The following is a 20,010-nucleotide window of genomic DNA, read 5'->3' on the forward strand; positions in this document are numbered from 1 at the left end:
ATTGTCTTTAAATTTTGCTAGAAAGGTTTGCAATGAGACTTTTTGGAACTGATGGAGTTCGTGGAAAAGCGGGTGAATTTTTAGATAGTTTTTTGGCTATGCGTTTAGCAATGGCTGCGGGTATTTATTTTAAAGATAAAAGTATTACTAATAATATCTTAGTAGGAAAAGATACAAGAAGAAGTGGCTATATGATAGAAAATGCTATTGTTTCAGGGCTTACTTCTATAGGATATAATGTTATACAAATTGGTCCTATGCCAACTCCTGCGATTGCATTCTTAACTGAAGATATGCGTTGTGACGCAGGGATTATGATTTCAGCTTCTCACAATCCTTATTATGATAACGGTATTAAATTTTTTGATGCTCATGGAAATAAACTCAGTGAAGATATAGAGAAAAAAATAGAAGAAATTTATTTTGATGATAAGCTTATACAAGCCTCTAAGGTAGATATGGAAAAAATTGGTCAAGCAAAAAGAATTGATGATGTTATAGGAAGATATATTGTTTCTATTAAAAATTCTTTTCCAAAAGATCTTACTTTAAAGTCTTTGCGTGTTGTTTTAGATGTGGCTCATGGGGCAGCTTATAAGGTAGCACCTACTGTTTTTAAGGAATTAGGCGCTGAAGTTATAGTAATGAGTGATAAACCTAATGGACTTAATATCAATGAAAATTGTGGAGCTTTGCATCCTGTAAACTTAGCTGCTGAGGTAAAGCGTTTGCGTGCAGATGTGGGCTTTGCTTTTGATGGTGATGCAGATCGTTTGGTGGTTGTAGATGAAAAAGGCGAAGTGGCTAATGGGGATAGTTTATTGGGCGTATTGGCACTTTATCTTAAAGAACAAGGTAAATTACAATCAAGTGTTGTGGCTACTATAATGAGTAATGGTGCTTTAAAAGAGTTTTTAAATAAACATGGTATAGAACTTGATACTTGTAATGTTGGTGATAAATATGTGCTTGAAAAACTAAAAGCCAATGGTGGAAATTTTGGTGGAGAACAAAGTGGGCATATTATTTTTAGCGATTATGCAAAAACTGGAGATGGTTTGATAGCTGCCTTGCAATTTAGTGCTTTAATGCTTTCTAAGAAAAAATCTGCAAGTTCTATTTTGGGTCAAGTTAAACCTTATCCTCAGCTTTTAATCAATCTTAAAATTGCAGAAAAAAAAGATTTAGATAAAATTAAAGGTTTAAAAGAATTAAAAAAAGATTTAGAAAATAAAAATATTAATACCTTATTTCGCTATTCTGGAACAGAAAATTTGATAAGACTTTTACTAGAAGCCAGAGATATTAAGCTCTTAGAAAAAGAAATGAAAAATGTTGTGGAGTTTTTTAAGAAAGCTTTAAATGGCTAAAACTTTTAAATTTATTTTTTATTTTTGGGGTGCCTTTGTTTTGGTTTTTGCCCTTGATCAATGGGTAAAATCCTTAACTTTAGCAGGATTTAGATGGCAGAGTGAATATCTAGATTTAACTTATGCTCTAAATACAGGCGTAGCTTTTTCAATGTTGAGTTTTTTAGAACATAATTTAAAATATTTACATCTTGCTTTAATTGGCGTGCTTTTTATTTATCTTTTTTGGCAAAGAACACTTTTAAAAACTCATAGCATAGCTTTTGGAATGATGCTTGGTGCCGGCGTTTCAAATTTATTGGATCGTTTTATACATGGAGGTGTAGTGGATATGTTTTTTTGGCATAAATGGTTTAATTTTGCTATTTTTAATGTTGCAGATGTCATGATAAATATAAGTGTGGCTTTGATTTTAATACAAGAAATATTTAAAAAAAAGGAAAAAAGATGACAGAATGGATTAATGAGTATTATTTTTGGATTAAATGGGTGCATTATTTGGCATTTGTTTCTTGGATGGCGGGTCTTTTTTATTTACCTCGTCTTTTTGTGTATCATGCTGAACATAAAGACAATAAAGGTTTTGTCGAGGTTGTAAAAATTCAAGAAAGAAAGCTTTATTATTATATACAAACTCCTGCAATGATTGTGACTTTAATCACAGGAAGTTTAATGTTGCATGCTCATAAGGAAGTTTTAATGGTAGGTGCGGGTTTTATGCATGTTAAACTTACCTGTGTTACACTTTTGATTATTTTTCATATACATAATTATTATTGTTTAAAAGCTTTAGCAAATGATACTTCTACTAAAAGTGGAAAATATTTTAGAATTTATAATGAATTTCCAACTATAATGTTTGTTATCATCGCTTTAATGATGGTTGTTCGTCCCTTTTAGTTTGTCTCCGCTTTAAATTCCATACTAGCGGAGTTAAGCGGATCAATATTTTCTTTCATGATATCGATATAATCTTTATTTTTAAGACGCTTATCATCTCTAAATACTGCGCGCACAAGATCCATTCCTGTGTAAAAATCTTTCATTAAAACCACAAAAAGATATTGACCAAATTCAGTTGCGATTAAAGCATTTTGATCTTTTATGATGGCACCACTTGTTTTAAGTCCTAAAAGTTCTATGAAAAGTTCTTTTTCGAGATTGCAATTTAGAGTTTTATTAAATTTATCAATTTCTATTTTCCCTGAAAAAATTTCAGTTAAAAAGACATATTTGATAATTTCTTTTTTATCAAAACAAGCTTTGGCTATATTAGCATTTTGTTTTTCTTGTATAAATTTAGCATAATCATTTAGATTAAATGCATTGATTAAAAGCTCCCCATCTAAAAAGCTAAAAGCCCCGCTGCCTACTCCTAGGTATTCATGATGAGAACTGACATATTCGTCATTAAGCTTGTTTTTTTCTAAAGAAAAACTCCAACCATTGTTTTGGGTATAGTCTTTAAAAAATTCTCGTATGATTTGATAATAAGTAAATTCATTATCTTTAATGCTCATTCCTAGACTTTTAGCGATATTATCTTTGGTAAGATTTGATTTCATTAAAGGATAGGTTGTGATTTGTTGCGGGGCTAAATTTTTAGCAATTTCTAAGTCATTTAAAAGTTGTTTTTCGTTTTGTCCTGGAAGATTGAAAATAAGATCTATACTAAAAATAGGTAAAATTCCTAAAGCTTTTGAAATTTTTTCTTGAAGTTCTTTAGATGAACCAAATTTATTATATCTTGCCACTTTTTTCAAAGTTTCATCATCAAAACTTTGAATCCCGCAACTTAAACGATCAATTATACCTTTAAACATAGAAAGCTTATTTGGATCAATATGATTTGGATCGCTTTCGCATGAAATTTCTTTTATATTAAATAACTTTTTACAAAGTTCTAAGGTTTTTAATAATTCCTCTTCATTAATCAGTGTTGTACCACCACCCACATACATGGAGGTAAAATCAAAACCTTTATTTTTCATGATTTTAATTTCTTCTCTAAGATTTTGAAAATATACTTTGGCTAAATTTTCATCATAATAATATTTATGAAAGCTACAATAAGGACAAAAAGTATGGCAAAAAGGTACATGGGCATAAAGCATATAGCTTTTGTCTTGTTTTGGAATTTTTTCTTCGGGTTGTTTTAAAAGTTCGACATTGAAACCTTTTTGGAGGGATTTTTCCATCATAGTATGAGAGTATTTTAAAGCTAAATTTTGAAATAAATTCATAAGTGGCCTATATATTAAAATATTTAAGATATAACTTTATCAATTTTTAGCTAAAATAGGAGTAAATTTTTTATTTCTTAAATAAAAAATGGGATTAAGTTTTTAAATTATTTAAAAAGGATATAAAATGGATAAAGCCAAAATTGTTCAAAATTTAAATGCTTTGTTTAAACAAAGAGCAGAGTTTTACTCTTATTTTGATGAAAATATTGCCAAAATCAATAATACTGAAGTATTTGATTTTAAGAATGCTAAAAATTTAAATCCAGAAGAGGTATATAAGCAATTTTATCATTTTGATTATGCTATAAGAAAATTATTGCCTGCTATTTACAAGGCTTATGAAATTACAGATGCAGATTTAGACAAAGATTTTTAATTTATTTAGAGAATAGAACAAACTATTCTCTAAAAGACATATCTAAATTTTTTGATTCTTCTTTTATATTTTTACTCGTATCTTCACTTTGCTCAAATCCTCCACCAAATGCTTTGATTACATCTACTATGGAATTGGCATAAGAATATTTAGTATTATTAAAAGCAACGGCAGCATTAAGCCAATTTTGACGTGCTTCTAAATAATCTTGCAAAGACATTTCTCCTATATCATAGCGTTCTTTAGCAATTTCATAGATTCTTTTGTAAGATTGTTCGCTTGCTTGTGCATTATCGTATTGTAAGCGTATAGTTTTTCTAGCTACTAAAGCATAGCGAATTTCTCCAAAAGCAGTAATCAAAGTATTTTGATAATTTACAAAAGCTTCATCTTTATTAAGCTTGGCTAAATTTACATTTTGGTAAATTTCACCCCAATGAAAAATAGGCAGAGTAAAGTTTCCACCTATATTCCAAGTCTTAGAACCTCCTTTAACCAAGGTATCTAAATCCCCACTTTCAAATCCCAATAATCCTGTTAAAGAAAGGCTAGGTAAGAAAGCCGTGCGAGCTACTCCAACAAGATAGTTTTGCTGAGTTAATTTTTCTAAAGAAGAGCCAATATCTGGACGTTGAAGCAAGATGGTGCTTGAAATTCCAGTTGGAATGTCAAATTCTTTAAGATTAAAAACTTGATAGCTTTGATTTTTGTAAAGTATGTCATTTAAATCATTTGAAGTCAAAATTTTTAAAGCTTTAAGGTAATTTTCTTTATTTAATTTTGCTTCATTATATTGCAAAGCCATACTTTCTAAGTTGGCTCTTGCTTGAGCAAGTTCATATTCGCCTACAGCGCCAACTTGAAATTTTTCATCATTAATCCTATAAATTTCTTTTGCAGATTCATAGGCTTCTTTAAGAGCATTTTCATTTTCATAAGCATTTACAAGATTAAAATAAGTTTGAACCGTATTTGAAATAACAGAAAGTCTTGCAGCTTCATAATCATACTCACTTGCTTTAAAGCTTGATTTTGAGGCACGATATGTATCGCGATATTTTCCCCAAAGATCGATTTCATAGCTTAAATTAAGCCCCATTTTAAAATCATTACCGTAACTTACTTCCCCAGTTCGATTGCTTGGAGCATTTATAGCTGTTTTTGCACGACTACCGCTTGCGCTACCATCAAATTTTGGCAACAAACTGCTAAAATCTATACCTAATTGAGCAGCAGCTTGTTCCATGTGTATGAAGGTAAGTTTTAAATCATTATTATTTTTAAGTGCTAAATCAACCACTTTATTTAAATTTTCATCATCAAAGTCTTTCCACCAATTTTTTGTGATAGAGCTATTGTTTTCTTTTTCCCAGGATAAGGCTCCAAGCTTATTATCAATGCTATAGTTTGCTTCGGGAATATTTAAATTTGGACTTAAAGAGCAAGCTGAAATCAAAAGAGTAAAACTTGCTATAGCGCTAATTGAAATTATTTTATTCATGAACCTTACCTCTTTTTTTATCTAGCCATTCATTAAAATTTTCTAAAAGATAGAAAAATAAAGGCACAAAGAATATCGCTAAAGTTGATGCTGCGATCATTCCACCAATAAGCCCTGTTCCTAAAGAGTGTCTTGAAGCACTTCCTGCTCCTGTTGCGAAAATCATTGGCAAGATCCCAAAAGTAAATGCCAAAGAAGTCATTATGATAGGACGAAAACGAAGTTTTGCTGCTGCAACAGCTGCTTCAAAAACTCCTTTACCTTTTTTAAAGCGCTCTTCCATTGCAAATTCTACGATTAAGATAGCATTTTTAGCTGAAAGTCCAATCAAGAGCAAAAGTCCTGTTTGAAAATATATATCATTGCTAAATCCTCTTAAATATACCAATAAAAATGATCCAAATACCGCAAAAGGCACAGCTGTTACAACTGCTAAAGGTATAAGCCATCTTTCATATTGGGCAGCTAGGATTAAAAAGACAAATACCATGCCTAAAGCAAAAGCATAGCTTGCTGTTCCTTTACTAGAAACTTCTTGATAAGCTGATCCACTCCAAGCTATCGAATAATCATCCCCTAAAGTTTCTTTTGCTACTTGAGCAATCGCTTCTATAGCTTGGCCTGAAGTATAACCTGGTGCGGGTTGACCTTGAACTTGTGCTGCTGGGAAAAGGTTGAATCGTTTTACATCATCAGGCCCTGAACTTCTTTGTAAAGTTAAGAAAGAATCAAGTGGTATCATTTTTCCATCATTTGATCTTACAAAAATATTTTTTAATGCATCTTGTGTATTTCTAAAATCACCTTTTGCGCGGATATTTACTTGGAAGTTTTTACCTAGCATAGAAAAATCATTAACATAATAAGTGCCTATAGTTGCATTCATCGTGTTAAAAACATCTTGCATGTTAAGATTGTAGTGTTTTAATTTATCTCTATCAATTATAAGCTTGTATTGAGGGAAAGTTGTATCAAGGGTTGTTCTTACTCTTGATAGCTCTTTTCTTTGGTTGGCCACAGCAACAAGTTTATTTACATCTTTTTGTATTTCATCATAGCTTTTTCCGCTTTTGTTTTGAACATACATTTCAAAACCGCCTGTGATACTTAATCCAGGTATAGGAGGTAAGCCTATAAATACACTTGAAGCATTGCGATCAAAAGCAAATTTTTTATTAAGTTCGGCTATAATTTGATCAGCGCTTACATTTCTATCTTTCCAATCTTGCAAACCTATAAACATTGCAGCGGCATTTTCTTTGAGTGAACTTGTAAAAAGATCAAATCCTATCATAGCCATTGCATCTTTAACTCCATTAGTTTTTAAAACTTCTTGGCTTATGTGATCAACCTCTGAAATTGTTCTATGGAGTGCTGAAGCTGAAGGAAGATTAATAATGCTAATCATCAAACCTTGATCTTCTTCAGGAACTAAAGAATTTGGTACTGCTTTATAGAGATAAAAAATTGCTCCAAGCATAATACAAAAAATTAAAACAAAACGAATGGTTCTTTTTAGGATATATGCTACTCCTGCGCTAAATACAGAGGTACTCCAATCAAAAAAATCATTAAATTTCTTTACAAATTTAAATGGCTCTCCTTCATTGCGTCGCAAAAAGAGTGCACATAAAGAAGGTGTTAAGGTAAGAGCAACAAAACCTGATATGGTTACAGATATAGCTAAGGTAAGAGCAAATTGTCTTTGAATTTCTCCAACAAAACCTGATATAAAAGAAACTGGTACAAAAACAGCACAAAGCACAAGAACAATTGAAATAACCGGAGAGCTAACTTCTTGCATCGCTTGGATAGCAGCATCTTTTACGCTTATTTGCTCATTTTCATGTAAAATCCTATCAATATTTTCTACAACTATAATCGCATCATCTACAACGATCCCTATGGCTAAAATTAAAGCAAAAAGCGTAAGCAAGTTAATACTAAAACCTAAAACATAAAGTCCAGCAAAAGTTCCTAACAATGAAACAGGTACAGCTATCATAGGAATAAGTGTTGCACGGAAATTCTTTAAGAACATATACATAACAATGATAACTAAAATTAGAGCTTCAACAAAAGTTTTAACAACTTCTTTGATTGATTCTATTACAAATTTTGTTGTATCGTAAGGAATTTTATATGTTAAACCTTTTGGAAAATTTTTTGAAAGTTCTTGCATTTTAGCTTGAACAAGTTCTGCTGTATGCAATGCGTTTGCCCCTGATTGAAGATTGATCATAATTGGAACTGCATCATTGCCATTTAATCGTCCTTGTGAGCTGTATTGTTGTGATCCTATTTCCACATCAGCTACATCTTTAAGTCTTAAAAATGATCCATCATTATTTGTTCTTAAAATAATGTTTTCAAATTCACTAGGATTTTGTAGTCTTCCTTGCATAGTGATTGAATAAACATAAGGGGATTTTTGGGTTACAGGTTCTTCGCCAATTTTACCAGTTGCGTATTGGGCATTTTGGTCATTAACCGCAGAAATTACATCAGTAGCTGTGATTCCAAATTTATTTAATAAATCAGGCTTGAGCCAAATTCTTAAAGAATAATTACGATTTCCTATAGCGTTTGCATCTCCAACTCCTGGAACCCTTTTTAACTCATCTAAAACATTTAAAGTGATATAGTTATATACATCTACTGCACTCATTGAGCCATCACTTGAATACATAGAAATTGCAGCAAGTGTTGTTGAGGAAGTTTTTCTAACTGTTACTCCAAGTTTTTTAACTGCATCTGGCATTTTTGCAGTTGCGGCTGAAATTCTATTATTAACATCTATGGTGGCTTGATCAGGATCTGTACCGATATCAAAATAAACAGTCAAACTCATAGTTCCTGAAGAACTTGAAGTTGAATCCATGTAAATCATATTATCTGCGCCATTGATTGCATCTTCGATAGGACTTGCAACTGTTGAAGCAATGGTTTGTGCATCAGCTCCTGTGTAAGTTGCACTTACTTTAACTGTAGGAGGGGTTAAAGAAGGATATTGTTCTATAGGTAAATTTGTAAGACCTATAGCTCCAGCTAAAGAAATGATAATTGCAACAACTGAAGCAAAAACAGGTCTTTCGATAAAAAATTTAGAAAACATTATTGTGCTCCAATTTCTTTAACTTCGCTACCAACTTGAATTTTTTTAAAGTTATCTAAAATGATTTTATCGCCATTTTGCAATCCTTTGTCAATAATGGCATATTCATTGTTTTGGTAGCTTATATGTACAGAAGATTTTTCTACTTTTCCATTTTTAACAAGAAGAACATAAACATCATTTTGATTTTGTTTAACAGCTATTTGAGGCACTTTAAAGCCATTTTTTTGTATAAAACCTTCTGAAGTAATTGTTGCAAAAGCACCTGGTAAAAGTGTTGAGTTGTTGTTGTCAAATATAGCTTTGGCTTTTACTGTTCCACTATTAGCATCTATAACAGAATCAATAAAATAAAGTTTGCCTTGAACGGTTTCTCCATTAAGATTTAAATTTGCATGAATGCTGTCTAAATCCCATTTTCCACTTTGAGTATTGCGGACTAAATTTAGTTTATCTGTATCTGAAATAAAGAAATCTGCGTAAATAGGATTTAAATTTGTAACTCTAACTAGTTCAGTTGTTGAAGCACTTACATAATCTCCTATATTAACTAAAGCATCTCCTATAGTACCATCAAAAGGAGCTTTTATTTCGGTATGATCTAGATCAATTCTTGCATTTGCAAGCTGTGCTCTAGCACTTGCTAGACTAGCTTTTGAATTGTTAAATGTAGCAAGAGAAGAGTCGTATTCCTTTTGAGAGATTGCACTTTTACTAAAAAGAGCTTTAGAACGATTAAAATCCTTGCTTGCATTTTCGAAAGTTGCTTTAGCCATCAAAGCTTGTCCGTAAGCCGAATCAACACTAGCTTTAAATTTATCTTGTTCTATAATAAATAATGTTTGTCCTTTTTTTACTTTATCTCCAGCTTTAAAAAGTTTATTTTCTATTACGCCACTAACTTGAGGTTTTATAATGACATCATAATCACTGACAAGTTTAGCAGGGTAAGTAAAACTAAGTGGTAAATCTTCAGATTTAGCACTCATGGTTGTTACAGGTTGAGGCGGCATTTGTATTTTTGGTGCTTCTTCTTTGCTGCAAGCAGTGAGTAAAAGCACAACACCTAAAGCTAAAATAGTATTTTTTTGAAATAATTTCATGGTTTTGCCTTGAAAAATTAAATTAAAAATTGTAATATTTATTACAAAAATTTTTGGCTAATTATATCTTAATTTTGGTTAATAAAATTATTTTTAAGCTTTGGATCCATTGATCCCATTTAGAAAAACGTTTACAACAAATTCAACATGTTCTTTTTGTTCTTTTTTATTTTTCAAAGGAGCATTAATTAAAACATTAAGATGATGATAAGGTTCTTTTAACATAGTGCAAAAAAGAACAGCAAGTTTTTCTGCATTTTTTTTCATATAAGAATTATTTTGTTGCTTGAAAAAATCCATAAGTATGTTATAGGAAAAATTTTGTTGATTGTTTTCTATCCAATTGGCAAGATGTCTATCTTTGTCATAAACTTGAGAATAGATAATTTTACCAAAAGCTACAGCTTCTGGTTGATTGAAAATTTCTATAAAAGCTAAACCAAAAGAAGTTAAAATTTCTTTTAAAGTGCCATTTTCAATTTCTTGTGTTTTGGAATAAATAAGATGAAAGTGTTTTTTACATATGTCATCTAAAATTTCAAAGAATAGCCCTTCTTTACTTTTAAAACCATCATAAATATTAGAATAAGATCCTCCAGATAATTTAATAATATCACTCAAACTTGTTTCTTGGTATCCTTTTGTTAAAAAAAGCTCTAAGGCCACTGCTTTGATTTTTTCTTGTCTGGCTAAAACTTTTTGTGATGGTGTTCTATTTGAGTTCATTTTTATCCTTTATAAGAGTGCTTTTAGGGTATACAAATATACTTTTTCTAAAAACCGAAATTTTTTCATTATCCTTTGCGTAAGCTTTTATATGTAAAGGAAAGATTACGTCTTTTTTATCATTATTTGCTAAATTTTTTGTAGCCCTGATAACAACTATTTTTTTGACTTGTTCTCCTGCTTTTAATTTAAAAGGTTTGTTTGGTCTTATGATTTCAATTCCATCATTTATTCCTTCTAAATTTGCTGTAAAATAATATTCATGAGGTTTAGAATCTGTATTTTGAAACAAAAAGGTATAAGCATTTGAAATGACTAATTCACCTTTAACATTTGAAATATTATATAATTCACTACTACGATTGATATTTAAAAGCATGCTTTCTTTTTTGCTTCCCATGATGATTAAAGCCAGTAAAGCAATTAGAAGAACTATAAAATATGCTATCGTTCTAAATCTTAAATAATGAACCTTAGAACGCGTTTCAATAGCTTTTGCACTTGTCCAATTGATCAAACTTGGACGATTAAATTTGCTTTGAACCTTAGAGCAAGCATCGGCACATTCAAGACAATTAATACATTCAAGTTGCATTCCTTTGCGTATGTCAATATGAGTTGGACAGATGCTAACACAGGCTTCGCAACCTATGCATTCTCCCTCAGGCGGTTTTTTATGAAGTTTGGTGTGTCCATCATAGATCAAGCCCCCGCGTTTTTCATCGTAGATCACTTGCATTGTATCATGATCGAACATTACAGATTGTATTCTTGCATAAGGACAGACATAAACACAAAATTTTTCTTGTAAATAGGTAATATCCAAAGTAAAAAGTAAGCTAGCACAAAATAAAATTCCAAGTAAAAGTAGATGCTCGCCAGGATTTTGAATATAATTGAAAAAATCTTCAGGAGGAATAAAGTACCAAAGTAAATTACTAACAGCAACTAAAGATATAAAATAAAAAATTATTACTCCAAGAAATTTTTTAAAATATTGCCTCTCATATTCTTTTTGTTTGTTATTGATATTTTTGCGAATTTTAAGAAATTTAGTTTGTATGATATCTCTATATATAACTCTAAAAATCGTTTGTGGACAACTCCAAGCACACCAAATTCTTCCACCTAAAGTTGTAATAAAAAAAATAAATAAAAAAAGAAATATAAGAACAAAAGGCATGAGATAAAATTCTTGTGTTGAAAAAGAAATAAAAAATAGGTTTAATTTAGAATGATCAAAACTTAAAAGAAAAAAATGATTCTCATTAATTCTTATGAAAGGTAGGGAAAATATGATAATACTTGCAATTAAATATACAAAATATCGTTTTTTTGTATAGTTTGTAATGTGTCCTTGCATTTTTAGACCTTAATTATAATTTTTTAGCACTTTGTAATTAAGGATTATAACCGATAAAAACTAAAACAATTTTTAAATGCTTTCTAAGTTAGAATTAATAAGAAGTGTTTTATAATTATATTTCACAACAAAAATTTACACAGAAAGGTGGTGAGGACTGTGCCAGGAATCAAGGTGCATCCTAACGAGTCTTTTGATGAAGCGTATCGTAAATTCAAAAAACAAGTAGATAGAAATCTAGTTGTGACTGAAGTAAGAGCAAGAAGATTTTTTGAGCCTATGACTGAAATTCGCAAAAAACAAAAAATTTCAGCACGCAAAAAAATGCTTAAAAGACTTTATATGCTTAGACGCTACGAGTCAAGACTCTAACCCAAAAGCCCGAAAGGGCTTTTTTATATCTACAAACTTCATTTGGTATTAAATTAAAAAGTATTTATTATTTTTTGTTAAAATTTCTAATTTAAATTTTCTGTTTTTAGGATAAACTTATGAAAAAAATCAAAAAAATCATTCAAATTGGTATGATAGGTGGTTTAGCAGCTGTTGCTGGAGGTGCTTTAGCAGGTTGTGGAAGTAATAATGACAATGCAGATACTTTAAATCAAGCAGCTAATGCTCAAGGAGCTTTTGTAATTATCGAAGAAACAGCTCCAGGGCAGTATAAAATCAAAGATCAATATCCAAGTGATGAAACAAGGGTAGTTTTAAAAGATCTTAATGGTACAGAAAGAATTTTATCCAAAGAAGAAATGGATGCTTTGATTAAAGAAGAAGCAGCTAAAATTGATAATGGAACTTCAAATTTAACTAAAGACAATGGACAAATCAGTAGTGGGGGATTGAGTTTAGGGGAAACTTTACTCGCAAGTGCTGCAGGTGCTATTTTAGGAAGTTGGATAGGTTCAAAACTTTTCAATAATCAAAATTTTGCCAACCAACAACGCGGTGCTTTTTCAAATCAAAGTGCTTATCAAAGGAGTGTTAATAGTTTTAATAAAGCAGGCACAACAAGCTCTGCTTCAAGTGCTAAAAAATCAGGTTTTTTTGGTGGAGGCTCTAAAGCCACAAGTTCTAGTTCTTCTTTTGGCTCTTAAGGATAAATAATGCAATTATTACAAGTAGACAAACTTCAAAAAGATTATTTAGAAAATATAGGTTTTTCTTGGCATACAGATGAAGATGGAAGTGATTATATTAGCAATAAGTTAGTTTGTGTTAAGGAAAGTGAAGCTAATGCTTATTATGAAGCGGTAAATGAGCTTTATGATATGTTTATTGCTGCAGCGCAAGAAGTGATTAATAATGATCGTTTTGATGAGCTTGGAATTCCTTTTAATCTTATTGATGCGATTAAGATGAGTTGGGAAAATGAGGTTCATTGGCATTTATATGGGCGTTTTGATTTAGCGGGTGGACTTGATGGCAAGCCTATAAAACTTATAGAATTTAATGCTGATACCCCTACTGCTCTTTTTGAAAGTGCGATTTTACAATGGGTACTTTTAAAACAAAATGGAATGGATGAAAGCGCACAATTTAACAGCATTTATGAAAGTTTGATGGATAATTTTAAAAGACTTATTACCCTTGATGAAAGTGTTGAAGGGTTTGAAGAGCATTATCAAGGATGGAAAATTCTTTTTTCAAGTGTTGCAGGAAGTAAAGAAGAGGAAATCACTACAAAATTGCTTGCACATGTAGCCAATGAAGCAGGTTTTCAAACTAATTTTTCCTTTGTAGATGAGGTAGAATTTAGTGAAGAAGGAATTTTTAAAGAGGGTGAAAATTATGAGTATTGGTTTAAGCTTATTCCTTGGGAAGATATAGCCATAGAAGAGGGTGAACTTGCTATGCTTTTAACTCAAATCATGCGTAATCAAAGAGCAATTATTTTAAATCCTGCTTATACGCTTTTATTTCAATCTAAGGGAATTTTAAAAATTCTATGGGAACTTTATCCAAATCATCCATTACTTTTAGAAACAAAAGATACTCCTTTGGAAGGTAAAAACTATGTTAAAAAACCTGTTTTTGGTAGAGAAGGTGCAAATATCAGTATAATTAAAGATGGAAAAACTTTGCATGAGAATGTAGGTCCTTATGGGAATAATAAGGCTATTTATCAAGAATATGTAGAGTTTAATTCATGTGAAAACGAATACTATCAAGCAGGTGTTTTCTTTGCTTATGAAGGGTGTGGCTTAGGATTTAGAAAAGGAGGACTTGTGCTTGATAATTATTCTAAATTTGTAGGACATATTATAAAGGATTAGAAATGAAAATTGTTTGTTTAGATGCGGCAACTTTAGGGGATTATGATTTAAGTGTTTTTGAAAAATTTGGTTCTTTGCAAATTTATACCACAACAAATAAAGAGCAAACCATAGAGCGTTTAAAAGATGCTAATGTCGCCATGACAAACAAGGTTGTAATTGATAAAGATGTGATTGATGCTTGTAAAAATTTAAAACTCATTTTGGAAACTGCTACAGGGGTTAATAATATCGATATTGAGTATGCTAAAGAAAAAGGTATTATTGTAAAAAATGCTGCTGGGTATTCTACTATGAGTGTGGTGCAACATACTTTTGCGTTTATGTTTGCTTTTTTAAATCAAGTGCTTTATTATGACAAATGGAGCAAAGAGGGTAAATGGTGTGAAAGTCCTATTTTTACAGATTATAGTAGAATTTTAAACACCTTAAGTGGTAAAAAACATGGTATTATAGGTTTAGGAACCATAGGTAAAGAAGTGGCAAAAATTTCAAAGGCTTTTGGAGCCGAAATTTATTATTATTCTACGAGTGGAGCTAATAAAAACGCAGATTTTGTACATTTGGAATTAAAAGATTTATTAAAAACTTGCGATATTATAAGTATCCACGCACCTTTAAATGAAAAAACCAAAAATTTACTCGCCTTTGAAGAATTAAAGCTTTTAAAAGATAATGCGATTTTGATTAATGTAGGAAGAGGTGGGATTGTCAATGAAAATGATTTAGCTAAAATCATAGATGAAAAAAATATTCGTGTAGGGCTTGATGTTTTAGAAATTGAACCTATGATGAAAAATCATCCACTTTTAAGCATTAAAAATAAAGAAAATCTTATTATCACTCCTCATGTTGCGTGGGCGAGCAAGGAGGCTTTAAATGCTTTAATGGATATAGTTTATAATAATTTAAAAGAATGGATAGAAAATGGCAAGTGAACATAGTTTTGATATTTCAGCAGCTTTAGATAAACAAGAGTTAAAAAATGCTTTTGAACAAGCTAAAAAAGAACTTGATAGTCGTTATGACTTAAAAGGAATTAAGTGTGAGATTGATTTAAGCGAAAAAGAGAGTATTTTTAAACTCAGTTCTTCTAGTGAAGGAAAGCTTGATGTTTTAAAAGATATAGTGATTTCTAAACTTATCAAAAGAGGAATTAATCCTAATGCTATTAAAGAGCTTTCTCGTGAAAGTGGAGCAATGTTTCGTTTAAATTTGAAAGCAAACGATGCTATTGATAGTGAAAATGCCAAAAAAATCAATAAAGCTATCAAAGATAGCAAACTTAAAGTTAATTCTTCGATTCGTGGTGAAGAAATTCGTGTTGTAGCAAAACAAATTGATGATTTACAAGCTGTGATGAAGCTTGTAAAAGAGCTTGATTTAGAGTTAAATATCAGTTTTAAAAATCTTAAATAAGGTCAAATTTGAAGCATTGTTTAGCTCTGTGTTTTATTTTTTTTCTTTGTGCTTGTAGTGTGAAAAATCAAAATTTTTCGAGTCAAAGCTTGATGGTTTTGATTGCTTCTCCTATGATAAAAATCAATGACGCAGCTTTTTTAAAAAAAGAAAATAATGCTTTAAATTTAGAAGTTTATAAACTAGGGCAAGCTTTTTTTGAACTCAAAATCAAAGATAAAATTTGTATCAATGCAGTGTGTTATGATAAAAAAGTGTTTAATCAAAAATTTTTTAAAAATGTATATTATGATGATATTTTAAGTGATATTTTAAAGGCAAATGCTTTATGGCAGGGTAAAAATTTAGAAAAAACTGATTGTGGTTTTGAACAAAATTTAAAAGCAAAAAATTATGAAATTTTTTATCAAGTTTGTGATAATAAAGTAAGTTTTTTTGATAAAATTTCACATACTAAAATTATCTTAACGCATATTCAAAATTAAAGGATAGAGTTTGAAATTTTTTTTACTGGTATTTTGCTTTGTAAATCTAGCTTTAGCGCAAGTTTATAAAGGTGAATTGTATTTTTATCATTTGCAGGATAAAGAAATTTTTGCCATAGTTTATGATAATGCGCCTATGACTCCACTTTTTGACAGGGATAAAAATCAAACAAGTTCTAGTTTTTTAATTATTGATGATATAAATGGAAATTTAGAGATTCCGCTCGTTAAGACAAATGATTTTTGGCAGGATGAGCGTAAAAAATATAAAATCAATTCTTCTAAAATGCTTACATATGATAATAAAAATTTTCAAGGAGAAATTTTAGGAACAACTACTTTAGAACTTGTTGAAACGCAAGATGGCATTCGTATAAAGCGTAGCCTTGATTTTATAGGTTTTAATGATGATTTTAAAGAATTTCATCCTGTTCATAAGAGTGTATTTAGTTTTGAACAAATTCGCCAAAAGCCTATTTTTTTACAAGATGGAAAAATTAGTTTTGAAGAATGGTATTATTTTTATGAAGATGGTATGAGCCGTGCTATTTTAGAGTTAAATAATTTTGTTTATGATATTAATGCTCACGCATTCGTAAAACTAAATGATTTGTATAATACTAAAAATCAAAAATTTCAAAATCTTTTACATGAGAAGCTTAAAAATACATGTGATGAGTGTTTTGAAGATCTGCAAAATTTACAATTTAATAATAATTTTTTGCTTAATAATGGAAAACTAAAAATTTGTTATCTACCTTTTGAAGGTCATTTTTTAGATGAAAATATTTGCGTAGAATTTAACGAAGATGAGCTTAAGGAATTTAAAAAATAATGGAAAAATTAAAAAATTTTTTAAGTTTGAAAAATATAGAAGATACTCAAATTTATAAAGAGCTTAAGTGTACTAAAAATGAGGCTTTGATTCTTAGAGAACTTTGTAGAAATTATGTCGTTTCTATTTCTTCTATCAATGCCTTTACTTTATTATCGACAATTTTTGGAAATGATAAGTATCTTTATCTTGATGCTTTGGAGGATTTAAAAAAACTTATCGAAAGAGGTTTTGTAAATCAAAATTCGAGTTTTTTTAAAAGTTTAGAAAATAATAAAACTCAAACATTAACTCTTGCCTTATTGCAAAGTGAGCTTAGTCTAAGTGAATATTTTTTAGAATTTTTAGAAGCAAAACCTCGTTTAAATTTTGAGAAACAAGAGGCTTATGCAGATTATTTAGAATATTTAAAAGATGAATTTGCGCGTATTCAATTATACGAAAGATTAAGTTTTATACAAAAAAGTGCTTATAATAGTGAAATAAAAAATCAAATTAAACTTTATGAAAAACATATCAAAGAAAGACTAAAAAAAAGTAAATTTTATAATGTATTGGCTGATATTTTTAAAGAATACAATCTTGAACATAAAGAACAAATTATTTTTCTAGCACTTTTAAAAGAAGAATACGCCTTAAGTAATGAAAGTTCGATTTCTAGAGAAATGAATTCTTTACTTTCTTTAATCAGTGAAAATGATTTAGAAAGGCATAAAAATAAAAAACTATTACAAGAAAATGCTCCTCTTTTAAACTTAATCGAGTATGATGAATATTTAAATGCTTTTGGAGATATTTCTAAAAGTTTTTTTATTATCGATGAAATTTTACAAAGAATTATAAATTTTGAACCAAAACAAAGTAAAAAAATCAAAATTGAAAGTGTTTTAAAAGATCAAGATATTTTCGAGCTTATAGAACCAAGCACTGACATCAATGATATTATTATGCCTGAAAATACAAAAGAGCTTTTAGAAAATATTTTAAAACAACAAGATAAAAAAGTCCTAGAAAGACTTCATTCTTGGGGTATAAAGAGTAATAAAAATATAGAAGCTAAAATTATTTTTTATGGTCCTGCTGGTACTGGAAAAACTATGTCAGCTTTAGCTATGGCTAAATCAATGAAAAAATCTGTTCTTAGTTTTGACTGTTCTAAAATTTTGAGCAAATGGGTTGGAGAGAGTGAGCAAAATGTAAGAAAAATTTTTGATACTTATAAAAATATCGTGCAAACTTGTAAACAAAGTCCTATTTTACTTCTCAATGAAGCTGATCAGTTTTTAAGTACGCGTGTAGATGGAAGTAGTGGTAGTGATAAAATGCATAATCAAATGCAAAATATATTCTTAGAGCAAATTGAGCGTTTTAGTGGTGTGATTATCGCTACGACAAATTTTTTAGAAAGCTTAGATAGTGCATTTTCAAGAAGATTTGATTATAAGATAGAATTTAAAAAACCTGATTTTAAAGATAGGCTTAAAATTTGGGAAAAATTTCTACCTAAAAAAGCATTATTTGAAAAAGATTTTGATATAAATATTTTATCAAATTATGAATTAAGTGGAGCACAAATTTTAATGGTGGTGAAGAATACAGCTTTGAAAGTAGCTGTATCAAAAGATGGGGTTTTTAAAATGCAAGATTTTATAGAAAGTATACAAAAAGAATTAAATTCAAGTTTTGATAAAAGTAAGATTGTTGGATTTTAACTTTTTTAATGTTTTTGTATAGCGAACTATAAAATAAAACAAAGCTATAATTAAAGCACTCCATTCCCAAAACATAGGAATTTTTGGGGTTAAAAAATAATGATAACTTGCCAAAACTAAGCATAAATATCCTAGTTTTCTGATTTTACTAAGTTTTTTAAAGATTTTAAAAGAACTTAAAAGCATTAAAAATATGATTAAAAATGCGATAAATCCACTTGCTTCTAATAAACGATGTGAAATATCATCGAAAAGCCTTAAAATTTGAGCATTTCTATCAAAAATAAAATAATTTAAAAAGTGCAAAATCGCCCAAAAAGCTGCAAAAATACCTAAAATTTTAGGATAATTTCTTGTTTTTTTAAATTTAAGTAAAGAAAATAAAAGACTTAAATTTAAAAAGATTAAAGCAAATATTCCAGTGTAAATATAGGCTTCTTTTACAAAATCAAAGGCTTTTATGATATGATAAAAGCCATAAATTAAACTTATGATAAAGCTAAAATAAGCAAGAAATTTAAAGTATTTTGTCTGCATTAAAAATTCACTTTCAAGTCCATGTTTTTATATAAACTTGCCACTTCTTTTTCATATCCATTAAACATTAAAGTAGGTTTGGTAAAGAAGTCTCCTAAAGCCCTCTCGTTAGCTTGAGACCATCTAGGATGAGAAACATTAGGATTGACATTAGCATAAAAACCATATTCACTTGGAGCGTAACTTTCCCAAGTGGATTTAGGCTGTTCTTTGGTAAATTCTATTTTAACTATGGATTTAATACTTTTAAAGCCATATTTCCAAGGAACAACAAGGCGTATTGGAGCGCCATTTTGAGGCTTTAAGGCTTTTTTATACATTCCTACTGCAAGCAAGGTAAGAGGATGCATAGCTTCATCCATGCGAAGTCCTTCTACATAAGGATAGTCTATAGTTGGAAATAAAGCGTCTTGATCGGGAAATTGGCTCTTATCTAAAAGAGTGGTAAATTTAACAAATTTTGCCTCGCTTGTAGGTTTTGCCATTTCAATCAAACGACGCAATTCAAAGCCTACCCAAGGTACCACCATAGACCAAGTTTCAACACAGCGAAAACGATAAATTCTCTCTTCTAGTGGAAATTTTAAAATATCTTCCATGCTTAAAGTTAAAGGTTTTTCTATTTCTCCACTGATATCGATTTTCCAATTTTGAGTATTGAAATTTTGTGCCAATGATACAGCCTTTCTTTTATCTGTTGAAAATTCATAAAAATTGACATAATTTGTAGCTAGTTCTTCATCGCTGATTTCAAGTTTGTTTGGATTAGTATCGCTTGTGAAATTTAAAGCAGATAGTTTAGAAGCAAGCACGCTTGAACTTATTAAAGCACCCGCTCCAAGTTTTAAAAAATTTCTCCTTTGTTTATAAAGTTTTTCAGGTGTTATAAGCATAATTTTTCCTTATTAAAAATTTTTATTATTAAACTATAACAATGTTAATACAG

Annotated in this window: 19 protein-coding genes and 1 pseudogene; 12 read left to right on the forward strand and 8 right to left on the reverse strand. The window is 29.8% G+C overall.

Annotated features, from left to right (window positions below; translation table 11 throughout):
* The first annotated feature begins 32 nt into the window (after positions 1–32).
* The 3 genes and pseudogenes from glmM to hemJ all read left to right on the forward strand — a co-directional run bounded on the left by glmM (position 33) and on the right by hemJ (position 2,270).
* Positions 33–1,370: a phosphoglucosamine mutase gene (gene glmM, locus OT390_RS01935; protein WP_002854369.1), complete on the forward strand. Its 1,338-nt coding sequence runs from the start codon at positions 33–35 to the stop codon at positions 1,368–1,370.
* Positions 1,363–1,834 (forward strand): annotated as a pseudogene (gene lspA / locus OT390_RS01940) (signal peptidase II). Before glmM ends, lspA begins: the two are co-directional and overlap by 8 nt.
* Complete coding sequence (gene hemJ / locus OT390_RS01945) at positions 1,818–2,270, forward strand: protoporphyrinogen oxidase HemJ (RefSeq protein ID WP_052799957.1); 453 nt, start codon at positions 1,818–1,820, stop codon at positions 2,268–2,270. Before lspA ends, hemJ begins: the two are co-directional and overlap by 17 nt.
* Here the strand turns inward: hemJ and OT390_RS01950 are convergent.
* Entirely contained in the window at positions 2,267–3,613 is a 1,347-nt protein-coding gene (locus OT390_RS01950) for a coproporphyrinogen III oxidase family protein (protein WP_070309977.1), read from the reverse strand. The genes hemJ and OT390_RS01950 overlap by 4 nt on opposite strands.
* Before the next feature lie 127 nt (positions 3,614–3,740).
* Between OT390_RS01950 and cmeU the strand changes: the two genes are divergently transcribed.
* Complete coding sequence (gene cmeU / locus OT390_RS01955) at positions 3,741–3,992, forward strand: CmeU family protein (protein WP_002857293.1); 252 nt, start codon at positions 3,741–3,743, stop codon at positions 3,990–3,992.
* Positions 3,993–4,014: 22 nt separating this feature from the next.
* Here cmeU and cmeC read toward each other — a convergent pair whose 3' ends face one another.
* The 5 genes from cmeC to ccoG form a co-directional block, all read right to left on the reverse strand.
* Positions 4,015–5,493, reverse strand: coding sequence for a multidrug efflux transporter outer membrane subunit CmeC (gene cmeC / locus OT390_RS01960; protein WP_002899262.1), 1,479 nt, complete (start codon positions 5,491–5,493; stop codon positions 4,015–4,017).
* Positions 5,486–8,608: a multidrug efflux RND transporter permease subunit CmeB gene (gene cmeB, locus OT390_RS01965; RefSeq protein WP_394535960.1), complete on the reverse strand. Its 3,123-nt coding sequence runs from the start codon at positions 8,606–8,608 to the stop codon at positions 5,486–5,488. The genes cmeC and cmeB overlap by 8 nt, the downstream gene beginning before the upstream one ends.
* Positions 8,608–9,711 (reverse strand): multidrug efflux RND transporter periplasmic adaptor subunit CmeA, encoded by a 1,104-nt coding sequence (gene cmeA / locus OT390_RS01970; protein ID WP_002859458.1) that lies wholly within the window; start codon positions 9,709–9,711, stop codon positions 8,608–8,610. Before cmeA ends, cmeB begins: the two co-directional genes overlap by 1 nt.
* 93 nt (positions 9,712–9,804) lie before the next feature.
* On the reverse strand, positions 9,805–10,437 hold the full coding sequence (gene cmeR, locus OT390_RS01975) for a multidrug efflux system transcriptional regulator CmeR (protein ID WP_002866632.1): 633 nt from the start codon (positions 10,435–10,437) through the stop codon (positions 9,805–9,807).
* Complete coding sequence (gene ccoG / locus OT390_RS01980; RefSeq protein WP_002858753.1) at positions 10,424–11,800, reverse strand: cytochrome c oxidase accessory protein CcoG; 1,377 nt, start codon at positions 11,798–11,800, stop codon at positions 10,424–10,426. Before ccoG ends, cmeR begins: the two co-directional genes overlap by 14 nt.
* A 159-nt stretch (positions 11,801–11,959) precedes the next feature.
* Here ccoG and rpsU point away from each other — a divergent pair, with 159 nt between their 5' ends.
* The 8 genes from rpsU (at position 11,960) to OT390_RS02020 (ending at position 18,527) form a co-directional block, all read left to right on the forward strand.
* Positions 11,960–12,172 (forward strand): 30S ribosomal protein S21, encoded by a 213-nt coding sequence (rpsU, locus tag OT390_RS01985; RefSeq protein WP_002780697.1) that lies wholly within the window; start codon positions 11,960–11,962, stop codon positions 12,170–12,172.
* 119 nt (positions 12,173–12,291) lie between these two features.
* Positions 12,292–12,897, forward strand: a complete 606-nt coding sequence (locus tag OT390_RS01990) for a UPF0323 family lipoprotein (protein WP_002854351.1) — start codon at positions 12,292–12,294, stop codon at positions 12,895–12,897.
* A 9-nt stretch (positions 12,898–12,906) separates the two neighbouring features.
* Positions 12,907–14,076 (forward strand): glutathionylspermidine synthase family protein, encoded by a 1,170-nt coding sequence (locus tag OT390_RS01995; RefSeq protein ID WP_406611504.1) that lies wholly within the window; start codon positions 12,907–12,909, stop codon positions 14,074–14,076.
* A 2-nt stretch (positions 14,077–14,078) separates the two neighbouring features.
* Positions 14,079–15,014, forward strand: a complete 936-nt coding sequence (locus OT390_RS02000) for a D-2-hydroxyacid dehydrogenase (protein WP_002854730.1) — start codon at positions 14,079–14,081, stop codon at positions 15,012–15,014.
* The gene (locus tag OT390_RS02005; protein WP_002854188.1) at positions 15,004–15,495 is read left to right on the forward strand and encodes a YajQ family cyclic di-GMP-binding protein; all 492 of its coding nucleotides are present in this window, start codon (positions 15,004–15,006) and stop codon (positions 15,493–15,495) included. Before OT390_RS02000 ends, OT390_RS02005 begins: the two co-directional genes overlap by 11 nt.
* A gap of 8 nt (positions 15,496–15,503) precedes the next feature.
* Positions 15,504–15,980: a hypothetical protein gene (locus tag OT390_RS02010; RefSeq protein WP_002854442.1), complete on the forward strand. Its 477-nt coding sequence runs from the start codon at positions 15,504–15,506 to the stop codon at positions 15,978–15,980.
* Between the two features lie 10 nt (positions 15,981–15,990).
* Positions 15,991–16,815: a hypothetical protein gene (locus OT390_RS02015; protein WP_020246867.1), complete on the forward strand. Its 825-nt coding sequence runs from the start codon at positions 15,991–15,993 to the stop codon at positions 16,813–16,815.
* Positions 16,815–18,527 (forward strand): ATP-binding protein, encoded by a 1,713-nt coding sequence (locus tag OT390_RS02020; RefSeq protein WP_032586596.1) that lies wholly within the window; start codon positions 16,815–16,817, stop codon positions 18,525–18,527. Before OT390_RS02015 ends, OT390_RS02020 begins: the two co-directional genes overlap by 1 nt.
* Here the strand turns inward: OT390_RS02020 and OT390_RS02025 are convergent.
* Both OT390_RS02025 and msrP read right to left on the reverse strand, forming a co-directional pair.
* A complete protein-coding gene (locus OT390_RS02025) occupies positions 18,492–19,064 on the reverse strand; it encodes a sulfite oxidase heme-binding subunit YedZ (protein WP_002859467.1) in 573 nt (190 codons plus the stop codon). The two genes, OT390_RS02020 and OT390_RS02025, sit on opposite strands and share 36 nt — an antisense overlap.
* Positions 19,064–19,957, reverse strand: coding sequence for a protein-methionine-sulfoxide reductase catalytic subunit MsrP (gene msrP / locus OT390_RS02030; protein ID WP_002858649.1), 894 nt, complete (start codon positions 19,955–19,957; stop codon positions 19,064–19,066). The genes OT390_RS02025 and msrP overlap by 1 nt, the downstream gene beginning before the upstream one ends.
* Positions 19,958–20,010: the final 53 nt, after the last annotated feature.

Source organism: Campylobacter sp. CFSAN122748, assembly GCF_045277125.1.
Classification (GTDB): domain Bacteria; phylum Campylobacterota; class Campylobacteria; order Campylobacterales; family Campylobacteraceae; genus Campylobacter_D; species Campylobacter_D jejuni.

Excerpts from the sequence above, each read along its gene's own strand:
- glmM (WP_002854369.1), top strand. The coding sequence starts at position 33 with ATGAGACTTTTTGGAACTGATGGAGTTCGTGGAAAAGCGGGTGAATTT.
- hemJ (WP_052799957.1), top strand. The coding sequence starts at position 1,818 with ATGACAGAATGGATTAATGAGTATTATTTTTGGATTAAATGGGTGCAT.
- OT390_RS01950 (WP_070309977.1), bottom strand. The coding sequence starts at position 3,613 with ATGAATTTATTTCAAAATTTAGCTTTAAAATACTCTCATACTATGATG.
- cmeU (WP_002857293.1), top strand. The coding sequence starts at position 3,741 with ATGGATAAAGCCAAAATTGTTCAAAATTTAAATGCTTTGTTTAAACAA.
- cmeC (WP_002899262.1), bottom strand. The coding sequence starts at position 5,493 with ATGAATAAAATAATTTCAATTAGCGCTATAGCAAGTTTTACTCTTTTG.
- cmeB (WP_394535960.1), bottom strand. The coding sequence starts at position 8,608 with ATGTTTTCTAAATTTTTTATCGAAAGACCTGTTTTTGCTTCAGTTGTT.
- cmeA (WP_002859458.1), bottom strand. The coding sequence starts at position 9,711 with ATGAAATTATTTCAAAAAAATACTATTTTAGCTTTAGGTGTTGTGCTT.
- cmeR (WP_002866632.1), bottom strand. The coding sequence starts at position 10,437 with ATGAACTCAAATAGAACACCATCACAAAAAGTTTTAGCCAGACAAGAA.
- ccoG (WP_002858753.1), bottom strand. The coding sequence starts at position 11,800 with ATGCAAGGACACATTACAAACTATACAAAAAAACGATATTTTGTATAT.
- OT390_RS01990 (WP_002854351.1), top strand. The coding sequence starts at position 12,292 with ATGAAAAAAATCAAAAAAATCATTCAAATTGGTATGATAGGTGGTTTA.
- OT390_RS01995 (WP_406611504.1), top strand. The coding sequence starts at position 12,907 with ATGCAATTATTACAAGTAGACAAACTTCAAAAAGATTATTTAGAAAAT.
- OT390_RS02000 (WP_002854730.1), top strand. The coding sequence starts at position 14,079 with ATGAAAATTGTTTGTTTAGATGCGGCAACTTTAGGGGATTATGATTTA.
- OT390_RS02005 (WP_002854188.1), top strand. The coding sequence starts at position 15,004 with ATGGCAAGTGAACATAGTTTTGATATTTCAGCAGCTTTAGATAAACAA.
- OT390_RS02020 (WP_032586596.1), top strand. The coding sequence starts at position 16,815 with ATGGAAAAATTAAAAAATTTTTTAAGTTTGAAAAATATAGAAGATACT.
- OT390_RS02025 (WP_002859467.1), bottom strand. The coding sequence starts at position 19,064 with ATGCAGACAAAATACTTTAAATTTCTTGCTTATTTTAGCTTTATCATA.
- msrP (WP_002858649.1), bottom strand. The coding sequence starts at position 19,957 with ATGCTTATAACACCTGAAAAACTTTATAAACAAAGGAGAAATTTTTTA.